This window comes from Streptomyces sp. NPDC020917 (genome assembly GCF_044333795.1).
GTDB lineage: Bacteria > Actinomycetota > Actinomycetes > Streptomycetales > Streptomycetaceae > Actinacidiphila.
This window is the reverse complement of the sequence record NZ_JBIRRR010000010.1, coordinates 26,107-41,039: the sequence shown is the minus strand read 5'-3', so window position 1 is coordinate 41,039 and position 14,933 is coordinate 26,107. Positions and strand designations below refer to the sequence as shown.

Genomic DNA, 14,933 nt, shown 5'->3' with positions numbered 1-14,933 from the left:
GCATGGCTGACGCCTCCCTTCCGGGGGCGGGGGGCGGCGGCGCGGCCGCCGCCCCGGTCACGCCGGGTCCCGCCAAGGGACCCGGCGCCGGCCCCCGCCGCAGCATCATGGGCACGCCGCCGTGGGTGGCCGCGCTGTTCCTGCTGCCCGCGCTGGTCCTGCTGGGCGCGCTGGTGGTCTATCCGATCGTCTTCACCGTCCACCGCAGCCTCTACGACGCCGACGGCAGCGGCTTCGTCGGCCTGAAGAACTTCGGCACCGTCTTCACCGACCACGGCATCCTCACCGCGGTCCGCAACAACGCGATCTGGGTGGTGGTCGCGCCGACCGTGGCGACCGCGCTGGGCCTGGTGTTCGCCGTGCTCACCGAACGGGTGCGCTGGGGAACGGCGTTCAAGCTGATCGTCTTCATGCCGATGGCGATCTCCATGCTGGCCGCCGGCATCATCTTCCGCCTGGTGTACGACCAGGACCCGTCGCGCGGGGTGGCGAACGCGGTGGTGGTCGCCGTGCACGACACGTTCACCAGCAACGCGGCGTATCCGGGCGCCCGGCCACGGCCCAACAGCGATCTGGCGCCGACCGCCGGCGGCTCGTACACGTCGAAGTCGACGGCGAGCGTGGGCACTCCGGACGACCTGCCGCTGGTGGGCATCCCGCAGAACAAGGTGCCCGCCGGCGCCCAGCAGGCCAAGCCGGCGGCGACCAGCCCGGACGCGGTGACCGGCACCGTCTGGCTGGACTTCCGGCCTGGCGGCACCGGTAAGCCCGGGGTCATCGACCCCGGCGAGAAGGCGCTGTCCGGGGTGAAGGTGCAGGCGGTCAAGGACGGGAAGGTGGTGGCGTCCGCCAAGTCCGGCAAGGACGGCACCTACCGGCTGCCGGCCTCCGCCGCGGGCGCCCAACTACGGCTGCCCGCGTCCAACTTCGCCGAGAAGTACAACGGCATCAACTGGCTCGGCCCGAATCTGGTGACCCCGTCGATCATCGCCAGCTACATCTGGATGTGGGCGGGCTTCGCGATGGTGCTCATCGCGGCCGGCCTGGCCGGCGTCCCGCGGGAGCTGCTGGAGCAGGCACGGGTGGACGGCGCCAACGAGTGGCACGTGTTCCGCCGCATCACCGTCCCGCTGCTGGCGCCGGTGCTGGTCGTCGTCATGGTCACGTTGATGATCAACGTGCTGAAGATCTTCGACCTCGTGTACATCATCGCGCCCGGCCAGACCCAGGAGAACGCCAACGTGCTGGCGCTGCAGCTGTACCTGTCGTCGTTCGGCGGCGGCAACAACCAGGGCGTCGGCAGCGCGATCGGCGTGATCCTGCTCCTGCTGGTGCTGCCGGTCATGATCGTCAACATCCGCCGGCTGCGCAGGGAGGGACGGCGATGAGCGCGGACGCGACAACGGGCGGTGCGGTCACCGCCCCCGGCAGGGCCGCCGAGAAGGTCGGTGAGGGGCGGGGACGCCCGGGGCTGGCGAGCCGGCTGGCGGCAAGCACCACGGGTGGCGTGCTGCGGATCTTCCTGCTGGTGGTGGCGCTGTTCTGGCTGCTGCCGACGGTCGGGCTGCTGCTGTCCAGCCTGCGCTCGCCGACCGACATCACGGCGAGCGGCTGGTGGAAGGTGTTCACCTCGCCGTCGCAGCTGACCTTCACCAACTACCACACGCTGCTGAGCAACAGCGCGATCACCGACTCGCTGTGGAACACCGTGCTGATCACCGTCCCGGCCACGCTGCTGGTCGTGGTGATCGGGTCCCTGGGCGGCTACGCGTTCGCCTGGATGGACTTCCCCGGCCGGGACTGGTGGTTCATGGGCGTGGTGGCGCTGCTGGTGGTGCCGGTGCAGGTGGCGCTGGTGCCGGTCGCCAAGCTCTTCGGCGACCTGGGCATCTTCGGCGACATCACGGGCGTGGTCCTCTTCCACACCGCGTTCGGGCTGCCCTTCGCGATCTTCCTGCTGCGGAACTTCTTCGCGGAGATCCCGCGCGAGCTGCTGGAGGCGGCCCGCCTGGACGGCGCGGGCGAGCTGCGGCTGTTCGTGCGGGTGGTGATGCCGCTGGGCGGACCGGCGATCGCCTCGCTGGGCATCTTCCAGTTCCTGTGGGTCTGGAACGACATGCTGGTGGCGCTGATCTTCACCAACAGCGACTCGCAGCCGATCACCGTGGCCCTGCAGCAGCAGGTCCGGCAGTTCGGCAACAACATCGACATCCTCGCGCCCGGCGCGTTCGTGTCGATGGTGATCCCGCTGGCGGTGTTCTTCGCCTTCCAGCGGCAGTTCGTGTCCGGGGTGATGGCGGGCGCCGTCAAGTAGCCCGGGGCGAGCGGGGGCGGCACACGCCGCCCGACCAGGACGGCGGGGGTGCCGAGGCAGCGCGGCGCCCCCGCTTTCTGCTGCCCCGCGGACGCGGCGGCGAGTACGGGGGCCGGGGGGCCGGCGGACGTTGCGGGGGCCCTACGCCTGGCCTTGCGCGGGGGGGACCTTGCGCCGGACGGAGCGCGGCCCGCGCGGGTGGCCGGGCCGACGGCCGCACGGGCGCCGGGGTGCCGGGCCGTCTGCCAGGTGGCCTACCCCCGCACCGCCGTCCGCGTGGCGGCCCGATGACCAGATGAGCCTTTGGCACGCTGATTCCGAAGCTGCGGGAATCAGGAGTTGTCATGACATCGCACGATCTGGCCACGGAGGCGCGGCAACCCTGGCTCCCCAGCCGGGCCGGCAGCGCGCTGCTGCTCCGCGGCCGGCTGCGCGAGGCCCTGATCGTGGGTGTGCCCGCGCTGATCGTGACGGTACTCGGCTGGCGGCAGCGCTGGGTCGGCGACGACGGCATGGTCTACGGCCGCACCGTCCGCGAGATCCTCGCCGGGAACGGCCCGGTGTTCAACTCCGGGGAGCGCGCCGAGGCGTCCACCGGCGCCCTCTGGCAGTGGCTGCTCGCCGCCTGCTCCTTCGTCTCCGGCAAGGAGCCCTCGGTCGTCGCGGCCACGCTGGGCGTGCTGTTCACCGGCGTCGGCTACGCGCTCGCCGTCGCCGCCGCCCGCAAGGCGATGCGCCCGCTGACCGCGGCGCCGCTGCTCCCGGTGGGCATGCTGGTGCTGCTGGCCATCAAGGCCGACTGGGACTACGCCTCCTCGGGCCTGGAGAACGGCCTGGCGACCGGCTGGATCGCGCTGGCCTGGTGGTACCTGGTCGTCTCACGCGGTCCGGGGACCACGGCGACCGGCACGGACGCGGCGCCGGCCGCCACCCCGGCCTTCGCCGCCCCGCCGTTCGGTGCCCCTGCCGCCACCGAACCGCCGTTCGGTGATCCGGCCTCCACCGGACCACCGTTCGGAGCCCGTGCCTCCTTCGCCCCGCCGTTCGGTGATCCGGCCTCCACCGCCCCGCCGTTCGCCGCCCCGGCCGCCGCCGAACCGCCGTTCGGTGATCCGGCCGCCGCCGAACCGCCGTTCGGTGATCCGGCCTTCACCTATCCGTCCTTCGGCGCACCGGTCCTCGTGACGTCGGGGAGCGGCGGCGCGGTGCGCGGTGAACCGGGACGCGGCGGGCCGCCGGACAGCCTGACCGGCTTCGGGCCGACGCGCCGCGCCCCGGCGGGCGTCCGGGCCACCGGGCGCGGCACGACCCCGCGCCTGGTGCGCGGCGCCCGCACCGCCGCGGCCGCCGGGGCCGGCCGCCCCCGCGGATACGCCGCGGCGGTCGTCATCGGGCTCGGCCCGCTGGTCCGGCCCGAACTCGGCCTGGTCACCGTGGTGTTCCTGGCCGCGCTGCTCGCCGTGCTGCGCCCGCGCCCGCTGCGCGCCGCGGGTCTGCTGCTGGCCGCGGCGGCGCTGCCCGCCGCCTACGAGGTCTTCCGGGCCGGCTACTACGGGGTGCTGGTCCCGCTGCCCGCCGTCACTAACGAGGCGGCCGGCGCGCTGTGGGGCCGCGGCCTGGCGTACGTCACCGACTTCGCCGACCCGTACCGCCTGTGGATGCCGCTCGCCGTGCTGGCCGTCGTCGCCGTGCAGGCCCCGCGCCGGATGCTGCGCCCCGAACTGCTCGCCCCGCCCGTCGCCGGGCTGCTGTCCTGCCTGTACGTGTGCCGGGTCGGCGGCGACTCCATGCACGGCCGGATGCTGCTGCCGGGCCTGCTGCTCCTCATGCTGCCGCTGTGCGCGGCGCCGCTGGGCCGCCTCACCGGTGCCGCCACCGCGGTCGTGGCGATCTGGGCGGTGCTGTGCGCCCTGCTGTGGCGGCCGCCGGCGTCGAGCGGCAGCCCCTATCCGATCATCGACGAGCAGGCCGCGTACACCGCGTCCGCCGGCCCGCACCCGGTCACCGAGATGTCCCACGCCCGCCGGGTCACCCCGCTGCTGCCCGCCGAACTCGCCGCCGAGAACGCTGGGAAGCCGGTGCTGCTGCTCCAGACCCCGGCCGACGGCGGCCGGTTCGTGTCGCTCCCGCTGGCCGCCCGCTTCCGCACCCGGCTCGCCGGCAGCTACGGACTCCTCGGCTACAACGGCATCGTCACCCCGCTCGACGCCACCGCCGTCGACCCGCTCGGCCTGGCCTACCCGCTCGCCGCCCACCAGGCGCGGCCGCCCGGCAGCACCGCCGGCCGGTCCGGTCACGAGAAGCCGCTCGACCCGGCCTGGATCGTCGCCGACTACACCGATCCCGGCACGCCGCTGCCGCAGGGACTGGACCCCGCACGCGTCGCCGCGGCCCGGCACGCGCTGAGCTGCGGCCGGCTCGCCGAACTGCAGCGCTCGGTGCGGGCGCCGATGACCCCGGAGCGGTTCTGGGAGAACCTGAGGGGCTCCTGGTCCCGCACCGGCTTCCGCTTCCCCGCCGACCCGGTCCAGGCGGAGCGTGTGCTGTGCCGCGGCTGACGGCGAGAACGGCCAGAACGGCGCGCACGCCGAGAACGCCGGGCACGGCCGGCGCCACCCCCGGGGCGCTCGGCCCGCGGCCCCTCGCCACGGGGCGGCTGCAGGTCACCGCGGCGCTGCGGCGCAACGCACCGTACCTGGTGTACGGCGCGCTGTTCTGGCTGGTGCTGGCGATCGTGGTGTTCCACACGCCGATCGGCGGCGACTTCGGGCAGAACGCGGCGGCCGTCGAGCGGATCAGCAAGAACTGGCGCCACCCGGCGAACCCGGTGATCAAGGAACCGGGCCACGGCAGCCCCTACTTCTCCCCCTACCTGGTGGCCCTGGGCTTCGCCGCCCGGGCGACCGGCGCCGCGGCCTGGGAGGCGCTGCGCTGGAGCGGGCTGCTGAACCTGGCCGTACTGGTGGCCGGCGTCGGGATCTACGCCCGCACGCTCAGCAGGCGCCCGCTCGCGCCGGTGTACGCGCTCGCGGCGTTCACCCTGCTGTGGGGCTGGCAGCCGTCGTTCTGGAGCGGCTTCTGCGGGCTGTCCTCGCTGTCCCAAGTGGCGCCGTACCCCAGCACGTTCGCGGTCGGGCTGACGTTCCTGCTGTGGGCGTGGACGGACCGGGTGGTGCGGCGCGGCGGCAGTTGGTGGGCGCACGCCGGGCTCGGCGCGCTCGGCGGGACGCTGCTGCTCATCCACCCGATCACCGCGCTCGCGGCGGCGACCGGCGTGGCGGCCACGGTCGTGGGTCGGCAGCGGATCTGGACCCGGCGCACGGCCGCCACCTGGGCGGTCACCCTGGCCGTCGCGCTCGGGGTGGCCGCCGCCTGGCCGTACTTCGACGTCTTCTCGCTCGCCGGCGACACCACCGTGGACGCCGTCCACCGCAGACTCTACGAGCAGTTGCTGCCCTGGTACGGCCTGGCGCTCGCCGGGCTGCCCGCGCTCGCCTGGCGGGCGCGGCGGCGCTGGCGCGACCCGCTGGTGCTGATGTTCTGCGCGGACTGCGCGATCGCCGGCTACGGGTGGATCAGCGGGCACTACACCTACGGGCGGGTGTTCGGACTGCTGCTGGTGCCTCTGCAGTTCGCGCTGGCCGTGGAGCTGGCCGAGATCCCGCCGTGGACCCGGCTGCGCGCGCTGCTGGCGCCGCTGGCCGTCGGGGCGCTGTGCGTGGCGTTCACCACGCAGGCCGGCTCGGTGCTGCCGCGCGGCGTGCTGCCCGCGCTCACCCGGCCGGCACCCTGGAACGACTATCGGTGGGTCGCCGACCGCGTCCCGGCAGGGGCCGTGGTGCTCACCGACGGGTACCAGTCCTCGCACATCCTGCCCGCGTTCGGGCTGTACACCGTCTGGCCCGCCTGGCCCGACCCGTCGACCACCGTAGCCGACCGCAACCGCCGCTCGGTCGCGGTGAGTTCGTACTTCGACCCCAGTACCTCGGCCGCCGCGCGCCGGGCTGTGGTCCGCCGCTACGAGGTGGGGTGGCTGCTGCTCGGCCGGGGCGAACACGTGCCGTACCAGGGCGCGGTGGCGGCGCGGAACACCGCCACCGGGGAGACACTGGTGCACCTGCACGCCGGGTGAGGGCCCCTGCCCGGGCGCGCCGATCGAGGTGAACGGCACGCGGTGGGAACCTGGTTCGCGGCACGCGGATGAGGGCGAGCGACGCGCCTCGGGAGCCCGCCCGGCGCCGCTCCGGTGCGGCAAAGCGACGGGCTCGTCACAGAACTCCTGTGATCGGGCGACGACTTGGGGACCGCGGGCCGGGGAGCGGGCGGTGCACGGATACGATCGTGCCTCGTTCGCCTACCGGGGGGTGCCGAGATCGCCAGCCACGATGACGCCAGTCCGCTCCAGCCGCTGGGTTCCCACGACCCGCGCGACCAGGCCGGGTACCGGCTCCTCGCGCGGATCGGCGAGGGCGGCATGGGGACCGTCTACCTCTCCCACACCCGCGGCGGCCAGCCCGTCGCACTGAAGGTGATCCGGCGGGAGTACGCGCGGGACGAGGAGTTCCGGCGGCGGTTCCAGCAGGAGGTGCAGGCGGCGCGGCGCGTGCAGGGCTTCCACGTGGTGCCGGTCGTCGACCACGACACCACCGGCGACCAGCCGTGGCTCGCCACCAGCTACGTGCCCGGACTGCCCCTGGACGAGGCGCTGTCCCGGCACGGCGCCCTGCCGCTGCCCGCGGTGCTGCAACTGGTGGGCTGCACGGCGGAGGCGCTGCGCGCGGTGCACGCGGCCGGCGTCATCCACCGCGACCTGAAGCCCAGCAACATCCTGCTGGCCGCCAACGGCCCGTGGGTCATCGACTTCGGCATCGCGCGGGCCGCGGACTCCACGCAGCTCACCCGCAGCGGCGGCCTCATCGGCACCCCGCAGTTCATGTCGCCCGAGCACGCCAACGGACTCGACCTCACCCCCGCCACCGACCTCTTCTCGCTCGGCCTGATCGCCGCCGTCGCCGCGACGGGCCGCCACCCGTACGGGGCCGCGGGCGCGATCACCCTCGCCACGAAGATCGCGAACTCCGCGATGCGGCCGCCGGACCTGTCCGGCTACCCGGACCTGCTGCGCCCGCTGCTGGAGCGGTGCCTGGCCCCGGAGCCGGACGACCGGCCCTCCCCCGCCGAACTCGCCGAGCTGTGCGAGCAGGCCGCGGGGCGTCCGCTGCGGGACTTCGCGGGCTGGCTGCCGGAGGCGGTCGCGGCGGAGATCGGCGAGCGGGAGGAGGCCGCGGCGCATCCTCCCGCGCCGGAGGGCGCGGCGGGTTCGGGTGCGGGTGCGGGTGCGAGTGCGGACGGGGCCCAGGGGTCCCGGCCGACGGTGCCCGACGCACCACCGGTCGCGGCTCCGGTCGCCGCGCCGCTTGCACCGCCGGTCGTCCCTCCGGCGCCGCCCGTGCAGCCGCCGTCGGCCGGGATGGCGGGCGGCGCCCCGGGCGCGGTCCACGGTTCGGCCCCGGGCGGAGCGCCCGGCGCGGTCCCAGGCCCGGCCCCGGGTGGGATACCGGGCGGAGCGGCGGGCCCCGCGACGGGCATGGTGCCGGGCGCGACCGGCATGGTGGGCGGCCCGTCCGGCATGGCACCGGGCACGGCGGCCATGGGCGGCGCTTCGATGCCGCAGCCGGCGCCGTCACCGTACGGGCCGGGTTCCTTCCAGCCCTACCCTCCGGGCGCGATGACGGGTCACCAGGGGCCGATGCCGCCGCTGGACCGGTCGGACGCGGCGGACCGGGCCGCCGCGGGGCCCAGCGGCCCGGTCCGCAAGGTGCTGGCCATCGGCGGCATGGTGATCGCCCTGGTCCTGGCCGTGACGCTGACCTACGCCTTCGCCCACCGCGGCGCCGGGAACTCCGGTAACGACGCCAAGGGGTCGTCCGGCGGGACGGGCACGGCGTCGAACGCACCGCAGACCACCAGCCCGGCGGCGCAGCCCCCGGCCACCACCGACGACGGCCAGCAGACCGGCGACCCGTCGGCCAGCACGGCACCCACCGACGCCGGCACCCCGCACCTGCTGTTCCAGAGCCGCAAGTTCGTCCTGCGCTCGCCGTCGTTCAACAGCGGGACGCATGTCGACCTCGACCACGCCACCGCCGACCCCAACGGGCAGATCGGCGACACCGACGGCTTCGAGATCGAGTACCAGGACTGGGCGGGCGAGTCGATGCGCTTCCTGACCACCTTCGGGAAGTCGGCGGGCACGTCGTTCGAGGACTGCAGGAACGGAGTCGGCGCCGACGCGCTGCCCACCGAGATCTACAAGTCCGACCTGGACAAGGACAAGTACTTCACCAAGGGCTCGGTGCTGTGCACGATCACCGGCGACGGCAACCTGGCGATGATGCAGATCACCGGTGAGACGCCCTCGGACAACACCGGCATGACCGCGCCGATGCCCAGCTACACCACGCTGCTGACCGTGTGGCGGCTGCCGGACGCCCAGAGCGCGTCCCCGGGCTCCGGCTGACGACCCGGCGCCCGCTCCCCCGCTCTCCCGATGCCGCGACAAGGGGCGGGCCGCACACCTGGTGGTGTGCGGCCCGCCCCTTCTGACGTGCTCTGCTCCTGCTCCCGGCCCGACGCGGCCGGAGGGGATCAGCGGTGCGTGCGCAGCAGCGTGCGGAAGGTCCGCATCGCCACCGACAGGCTCGCCAGGTCGAACTCCTCCGCGCCCTGGATCTCCTCCAGGGTCGTGCGGGCCCGGCCGACCAGTCCGGCGTTCCGCTCCTCCCAGGCCTGGTAGCGCTGCTCGGGCGCGGCCCCTGCCTCCCCGGCGCTCAGCACGTCCGCGGTGAGGGCGGCGTGCGCGGCGAACAGGTCCTCGCGGATGGCCGCCCGCGCCATGGACTGCCAGCGGTCGTCCCTGGGCAGCAGGATGATCCGGTCCAGCAGCTGGGTGATCTGCAGCCGGTCGGCGAGGTCGAAGTAGACCTCGGCCACCTCCAGCGGGGTGTTCCCGGTGCGGTGGGCGACGTCGACCATGTCCAGGATCGGGAACGCCGACGAGAAGCCCGCGACCTGCGTGGCCAGCTCCTCCGGCACCCCGGCGCCGGTCAGCTCGTCGTGCACCGACTGGTACCACTCCAGGTCGGCGCCCTGCAGCAGCTTCGGCAGCTGCGCCCAGACGGTCGCCACGCCCTCGGCGAAGAAGTCGATCGTCTCGGCGATCTGCAGCGGCTGCAGCCGGTTGTTGAGCAGCCAGCGGGTGGCGCGCTCCACCAGCCGCCGCGCATGCAGCCGGATCCGGGTCTGCACGTCCGCGGCCACCGCGTTGTCCAGCGACTCGACCTCGTCCCAGATCGGCCCGAGGTGGAAGATCACGCGGGCCGCGGTGTGCGCCCGCACGATCTCCTCGGTGGTCGCCCCGATCTCCTCCTTGAAGCGGTGGAGGAAGGTGGTGCCGCCGGAGTTGACCGTGTCGTTGACCAGCACGGTGGTGACGATCTCGCGGTGCAGCGCGTGGGTGTCGATCGCCTCCGCGAACCGCTCGCGCAGCGGCACCGGGAAGTAGGCGTGCAGCAGCGACCGCAGATACGGGTCGTCGGGCAGATCCGTCTCGATCAGCTCGGCGGCCACCGTGATCTTGGCGTAGGCGAGGATCACCGCCATCTCGGGCTGGGTCAGTCCCTGGCCCGCGGCGGCCCGCTCGCGGATCTGCCGGTCGGTGGGCAGGAACTCCAGCCCCCGGTCCAGCTTGCCCTCGCGCACCAGCCGGCGGATGAACCGCTGGTGGGCGTGGAGCAGGCTGTTGGCCTGCGCCATGCTGTTGGCCAGCGCCACGTTCTGCGCGTAGTTGTTGCGCAGCACCAGGTCGCCGACCTCGTGGGTCATCTCGGCCAGCAGCGAGTTGCGCTGCTTGACGGTCATGTCGCCGTCGGCGACGACGCTGTTGAGCAGGATCTTGATGTTGACCTCGTGGTCGGAGGCGTCCACGCCGGCGCTGTTGTCGATCGCGTCGGTGTTGATCCGCCCGCCGCTGCCGTCGGGGCCGCCGGAGCGGGCGAACTCGATCCGCCCGAGCTGGGTGAAGCCGAGGTTGCCGCCCTCGCCGACCACCTTGACCCGCAGCTGCGAACCGTCGATCCGGATCGCGTCGTTGGCCTTGTCGCCGACGTCGGCCTGCGACTCGGTGGACGCCTTCACATAGGTGCCGATGCCGCCGTTCCACAGCAGGTCCACCGGGGCCTGCAGGATCGCCTTCATCAGCTCGGCCGGCGTCAGCTTGGGGGCCCTGGACTCGATGCCGAGCGCCGCCCTGATCTGCGCGTTGATCGGGATCGCCTTGGCCGAGCGCGGGAAGACGCCGCCGCCCGAGGAGATCACCGACGTGTCGTAGTCCGCCCACGAGGAGCGCGGCAGCTCGAACAGCCGGCGGCGCTCGGCGTACGAGGTGGCCGCGTCGGGCTGCGGGTCGAGGAAGATGTGCCGGTGGTCGAAGGCGGCGACCAGCCGGATGTGCTCCGACAGCAGCATGCCGTTGCCGAACACGTCACCGGACATGTCGCCGATGCCGACGACCGTGAAGTCCTCTTCCTGCGTGTCGTGGCCCATCTCGCGGAAGTGCCGCTTGACCGACTCCCACGCGCCGGAGGAGGTGATGGCCATCTTCTTGTGGTCGTAGCCGACCGAGCCGCCGGAGGCGAAGGCGTCCCCGAGCCAGAACCCGTAGGAGACCGCGACCTCGTTGGCGATGTCGGAGAACGACGCGGTGCCCTTGTCGGCGGCGACCACCAGGTAGGTGTCGTCCTCGTCGTGCCGGACCACGTCCCTGGGCGGCACGACCTCGCCGCCCACCAGGTTGTCGGTGATGTCCAGCAGACCGGAGATGAACGTCTTGTACGAGGCGATGCCCTCGGCCATCCACGCGTCCCGGTCGGCCGCGGGGTCGGGCAGCCGCTTGCCGACGAAGCCGCCCTTGGCGCCGACCGGCACGATGACGGTGTTCTTCACCATCTGCGCCTTGACCAGGCCGAGCACCTCGGTGCGGAAGTCCTCGCGGCGGTCGGACCAGCGCAGGCCGCCGCGCGCGACCTTGCCGAACCGCAGGTGCACGCCCTCGACGCGCGGCGAGTACACCCAGATCTCGTACGCCGGGCGGGGCGCCGGCAGGTCGGGGACGGCCTGCGGGTCGAACTTCATCGACAGGTAGGCGTGCGACCCGCCCTCGGCGTCCCGCTGGAAGAAGTTGGTGCGCAGCGTCGCCTTGATCAGGGTGAGGAACGACCGCAGGATGCGGTCCTCGTCGAGGCTGGCGACCTGGTCCAGAGCGCCGTCCAGCTCCTCCAGGATGCCGTCGGTCAGCTCGCTGCCGGCCCGCTGGTGGTCGGGCGACAGCCGGGCCTGGAAGAGGTTGACCAGCAGCCGGGTGGTGTGGACGTTGTTGCGGAGGGTGTCCTCCATGTAGTCCTGGCTGAAGGTCGAGCCGGCCTGGCGCAGGTACTTGGCGTAGGCGCGCAGCACCATCGCCTGCCGCCAGTCCAGCCCGGCACGCAGCACCAGGGAGTTGAAGCCGTCGTTCTCCGCGCGGTCGGTCCAGGTGGCGGCGAACGCGGCCTGGAAGCGCTCGCGGGCGTCGTCCCCGAGGTCACCGAGCGACGGGTCCAGGCGCAGGCCGAAGTCGTACACCCAGGCGCGGCTGTTGTCGGTGCGGCGCAGCTCGTACGGCCGCTCGTCGACCACCTCGACGCCCAGCCGCTGCAGCACCGGCAGCACCGCGGACAGCGAGACGGGCGCGCCGGTCCGGTAGATCTTGAAGCGCCGCTCCTCGGGCGCGGCCCCGACCGGCTCGTACAGGCTCAGCGTGAAGTCGTCCGCACCGAGGCTCTCGATGTGCTGGAGGTCGGCGACGGCGGCGCGCGGGGTGAAGTCGGAGCGGTAGCCGTCGGGGAACGCCTCCGCGTAGCGGCGGCTCAGCTCGGCCGCGCGCTCCTCGCCGCACTCGGCGGTCAGCGCCTCGGTGAAGCCGTCGGTCCACGACCGGGTGGCCTCCGACAGGCGGTTCTCGATGCGCTCCACGTCGGCGTCGGTGATCACCGGCAGCGGGGTGCCGGGGTCGACGCGGATCACGAAGTGCAGCCGGGACAGCACCGACTCGGTGTTCCAGGCGGTGAAGTCCGCGCTGTGGCCGCCCAGTTCCTCCTGGAGGATGTTGGTCAGCCGCAGCCGCACCGCGGTGGTGTAGCGGTCGCGGGGCAGGTAGACCAGGGCGGAGAAGTAGCGCCCGTACTCGTCCTGCCGCAGGTACAGCCGCAGCTTCCGGCGCTCCTGCAGGTACAGCACGCTGGTGACGATCGACTGCAGCTGGTCGACCGGTGTCTGGAACAGCTCGTCGCGGGGGTAGGTTTCCAGGATCTGCAGCAGGTCACGGCCGTCGTGGCTGTCCGGCGAGAACCCTGCCCGGTCCAGCACCTCCTCGACCTTGCGGCGGATCACCGGGACCCGGCGCACCGACTCGGTGTAGGCCACCGACGAGAACAGGCCCAGGAAGCGGCGCTCGCCGATCACGTTGCCCTCGGCGTCGAACTTCTTGACGCCGACGTAGTCCAGGTAGGACGGCCGGTGCACGGTGGAGCGGCTGTTGGCCTTGGTCAGGATCAGCAGCCGGTGCTCGCGCGCCTTGGCCCGGGAGTCGGGCGACAGCCGGCTGAACGACGGCGAGTTGGGGTGCCCGGGGTGGGTGCTGTCGGCGCCGGGGTGCACCGGGTCGGAGCGCAGGATGCCCAGGCCCGTGCCGGGGACGGCGACCAGCACGTCCTCCCCGCCCTCCGGGCCCTCCTCGGCGACCAGTTCGTACTCGCGGTAGCCGAGGAACGTGAAGTGGTCCTCGGACAGCCAGCGCAGCAACTCCCAGGCCTCGCCCGTCTCCTGCTCGGGCAGGTCCGGCGGGGAGGCGGCCAGTTCGTCGGCGATGGACAGCGCGGCCTGCCGCATCTTCGACCAGTCCTCGACGGACTCGCGCACGTCGGACAGCACGCGGCGCAGCTCCGCGGTGATCTCCTTGAGGTCGTCGCGGTCGGTCTCGCGGTCGATCTCGACGTGGATCCAGGACTCGACGAGGAGGTCGTGCGGCGGCGGCGCGTCCTCGGGGTTGCAGGCGGCGGAGCCGAGCACCTCCAGCAGCTTGCCGGTGACGTCGCGCCGCACCTGGAACTGGGGGTGGACGACGACGTGGATGGCGCGGTTCGCCTGGGTGAGGGCGCTGGTGACCGAGTCGACGAGGAAGGGCATGTCGTCGGTGACGACCTCCACCACGGTGTGGCTGGACTGCCACCCGTTCTCCTCGACCGACGGCGTGTGCACCCGGACGTTCGCGGTGCCCTGGGGGCGCATCTCCGCGAGCCGGTAGTGGGAGACGGCTGCTCCGAAGACGTCGACCGGGTCGCGGTCGATCAGGTCCTCGGGAGCGCTGTGCAGGTAGTAACACTTGAGGAACGCGGTCAGCGCCTCTGCGTCGAGGCCCTGGCCGGGAAGTCCCCCCGCCGGGCTGTTCTCACCGACCCGCGCTGCCCGCTCCAGCAGCTCGGCTTTGGCTTCGTCCAGCTTGGTCTGCATGTCCTCTGACTCCTGTCGCGCGCCATTGCGTGACGTCGGGTGATGGCACGACGTTCCGTGACGCGGGGTTGCCGCTACGGGACGACGCTATGCCGGAAAAGGGGTTCGTCGTGCCCTTAGGCACGCATTCGCCCCGGGTGCACGGATCAACAGTGATCACCCAGCAAGGCTATCGCTCCGGCCCGGGTGCCTGTCATGCGCCGACTTCGTACAAATGCACCGCACAGCTTTGGCCCGAATGGACAGAAACCCGGCCCCGGGCTCAGCCGGCTATACGTTCTGCCTGGTCGACGGCTTCGGCCAGGGAGTCGACCACCGGGACGCCCGCGGTCTCCAGTCCGGCCCTGCTGTGCGAGCCGCCGGTGTAGAGGATGGCGTGCGCACCCACGTGCGCGGCCGCCACCGCGTCGTCCAGGGCGTCGCCTATGACGACCACCGAGCGCGCGTCGGTGATGCCCAGGGCGTCGAGATGGCGGGCCATCTGCACGGCCTTCCCGTCGGTGGAGGAGTCGGTGCGGCCGTCCACCCGCCGGAAGTGGCCGCTGATGCCGTGCGAGGCGACGACCGGCACCAGCCGGTCGTGCGGGGCCAGGGAGCACAGCGACTGCGTGAACCCGGCGGCGCTGCGCGCGGCCAGCAGGTCCGCGGCGCCCTCGGCGAGACCGCACGACTCGGCCAGCGCCCAGTAGTGCCGGTGGAAGGAGGCGTCCATGACCGCCCACTCGTCGTCCGTGGGCAGTCGCCCGATGAGCCGCTCGTAGAACCGGGGTACCGGAACGCAGTACATCTCGCGGTACCGCTGAAGAGTGATCGGCGGCAGTCCGATCTCGCCGAAGGAGGCGTTGGTGGCCTCGACCACCGCGTCGATGTCGTGGAAGAGGGTGCCGTTCCAGTCCCACACCAGATGCGCGTTCACATCTCGAAAGGTACCCGGACTCGCCGGCCGCCCGTTCCCAGCCTGTGGACAACTCCGCCGACCCGTGCCGGAAAGGCCCATGGCGGTGGAGGAAACCGC

Annotated in this window: 7 protein-coding genes; 5 read left to right on the top strand and 2 right to left on the bottom strand. The window is 73.0% G+C overall.

The genetic code is table 11. The features are described 5' to 3' along the window. Nucleotides 1–2: 2 nt before the first annotated feature. From ACH4TG_RS21985 to ACH4TG_RS21965, 5 genes are all read left to right on the top strand, one after another. Entirely contained in the window at nucleotides 3–1,388 is a 1,386-nt protein-coding gene (locus tag ACH4TG_RS21985; protein ID WP_398244100.1) for a carbohydrate ABC transporter permease, read from the top strand. Next, nucleotides 1,385–2,314, top strand: a complete 930-nt coding sequence (locus tag ACH4TG_RS21980; RefSeq protein ID WP_398244099.1) for a carbohydrate ABC transporter permease — start codon at nucleotides 1,385–1,387, stop codon at nucleotides 2,312–2,314. Before ACH4TG_RS21985 ends, ACH4TG_RS21980 begins: the two co-directional genes overlap by 4 nt. A gap of 344 nt (nucleotides 2,315–2,658) precedes the next feature. Then, the gene (locus ACH4TG_RS21975) at nucleotides 2,659–4,872 is read left to right on the top strand and encodes a hypothetical protein (RefSeq protein WP_398244098.1); all 2,214 of its coding nucleotides are present in this window, start codon (nucleotides 2,659–2,661) and stop codon (nucleotides 4,870–4,872) included. Next, entirely contained in the window at nucleotides 4,860–6,446 is a 1,587-nt protein-coding gene (locus ACH4TG_RS21970) for a hypothetical protein (protein WP_398244097.1), read from the top strand. The genes ACH4TG_RS21975 and ACH4TG_RS21970 overlap by 13 nt, the downstream gene beginning before the upstream one ends. A 240-nt stretch (nucleotides 6,447–6,686) precedes the next feature. Continuing rightward, entirely contained in the window at nucleotides 6,687–8,834 is a 2,148-nt protein-coding gene (locus ACH4TG_RS21965; protein WP_398244328.1) for a serine/threonine-protein kinase, read from the top strand. A 128-nt stretch (nucleotides 8,835–8,962) separates the two neighbouring features. Here ACH4TG_RS21965 and ACH4TG_RS21960 read toward each other — a convergent pair whose 3' ends face one another. Further along, nucleotides 8,963–13,918, bottom strand: a complete 4,956-nt coding sequence (locus tag ACH4TG_RS21960) for an NAD-glutamate dehydrogenase (RefSeq protein WP_398244096.1) — start codon at nucleotides 13,916–13,918, stop codon at nucleotides 8,963–8,965. A 262-nt stretch (nucleotides 13,919–14,180) separates the two neighbouring features. After that, a complete protein-coding gene (locus ACH4TG_RS21955) occupies nucleotides 14,181–14,834 on the bottom strand; it encodes an HAD family hydrolase (protein WP_398244095.1) in 654 nt (217 codons plus the stop codon). Nucleotides 14,835–14,933 lie beyond the last annotated feature (99 nt).

Coding starts and splice junctions, on each gene's coding strand:
- ACH4TG_RS21985 (WP_398244100.1), top strand. CDS start 3: ATGGCTGACGCCTCCCTTCCGGGGGCGGGGGGCGGCGGCGCGGCCGCC.
- ACH4TG_RS21980 (WP_398244099.1), top strand. CDS start 1,385: ATGAGCGCGGACGCGACAACGGGCGGTGCGGTCACCGCCCCCGGCAGG.
- ACH4TG_RS21960 (WP_398244096.1), bottom strand. CDS start 13,918: ATGCAGACCAAGCTGGACGAAGCCAAAGCCGAGCTGCTGGAGCGGGCA.
- ACH4TG_RS21975 (WP_398244098.1), top strand. CDS start 2,659: ATGACATCGCACGATCTGGCCACGGAGGCGCGGCAACCCTGGCTCCCC.